General features: G+C 53.6%; 1 protein-coding gene. It reads left to right on the forward strand.

The genetic code is table 11. The features are described from left to right. Window positions 1-71: 71 nt before the first annotated feature. A protein-coding gene (locus APU11_RS17720) for an IS3-like element ISSen4 family transposase (protein ID WP_087451024.1) occupies window positions 72-1,192 on the forward strand; the annotation gives its coding sequence in 2 pieces (ribosomal slippage) (window positions 72-330 and window positions 330-1,192; 1,122 coding nt in all). Window positions 1,193-1,221 lie beyond the last annotated feature (29 nt).

Here is a 1,221-nt window from a genome sequence, read left to right on the forward strand (position 1 = left end):
TGACCTGCTCCCCGTTGATTAGTACACCCCGATGTTAGTAATGTCTTCATAAGCCACATGAGGACATCCCCATGAAGAAGCGTTTTTCCGACGAACAGATCATCAGTATTCTCCGCGAAGCCGAAGCTGGGGTACCCGCCCGTGAACTCTGCCGCAAGCATGCCATTTCCGATGCCACGTTTTACACCTGGCGTAAGAAGTATGGCGGTATGGAGGTGCCTGAAGTTAAGCGCCTGAAGTCGCTTGAGGAAGAGAACGCCAGACTCAAGAAGCTGCTTGCCGAAGCCATGCTGGATAAAGAGGCGCTTCAGGTGGCTCTTGGGCGAAAGTACTGACGACAGACCAGAAGCGGGAAGCCGTGATGTTGATGTGTGATGCGACCGGTCTGTCGCAACGTCGTGCCTGCAGGCTTACAGGTTTATCCCTGTCGACCTGCCGCTATGAGGCTCACCGTCCGGCTGCTGATGCGCATTTATCAGGGCGCATCACTGAGCTGGCACTGGAGCGCAGGCGTTTTGGCTACCGTCGTATTTGGCAGTTGCTGCGCCGTGAAGGGCTTCATGTTAATCATAAGCGCGTGTACCGGCTTTATCACCTCAGTGGCCTGGGCGTAAAACGCAGAAGACGTCGTAAAGGGCTGGCAACAGAACGTCTGCCGCTGCTCCGTCCGGCGGCGCCCAATCTGACCTGGTCGATGGATTTCGTCATGGACGCACTTTCCACCGGTCGCAGGATCAAGTGTCTTACCTGCGTCGATGATTTCACAAAGGAATGCCTGACGGTCACTGTTGCCTTTGGGATTTCAGGCGTTCAGGTCACGCGTATTCTGGACAGCATTGCACTGTTTCGAGGCTATCCGGCGACGATAAGAACTGACCAGGGGCCGGAGTTCACTTGCCGTGCACTGGATCAATGGGCCTTTGAGCATGGTGTTGAGTTGCGCTTAATCCAGCCGGGCAAGCCAACGCAGAACGGATTTATTGAGAGCTTTAACGGACGATTTCGCGATGAATGTTTGAATGAGCACTGGTTCAGCGATATCGTTCATGCCAGGAAAATTATTAATGACTGGCGGCAGGATTATAACGAATGCCGCCCGCACTCCACGCTGAATTATCAGACACCGTCTGAATTTGCAGCGGGCTGGAGAAAGGGTCATTCTGAGAATGAAGATTCCGACGTTACTAACTGAGTGTTGTATCTAATCGTGGGGGCAGGTCA

It is taken from the genome of Enterobacter sp. 50793107, assembly GCF_001463365.1.
Lineage (GTDB): Bacteria > Pseudomonadota > Gammaproteobacteria > Enterobacterales > Enterobacteriaceae > Enterobacter > Enterobacter cloacae.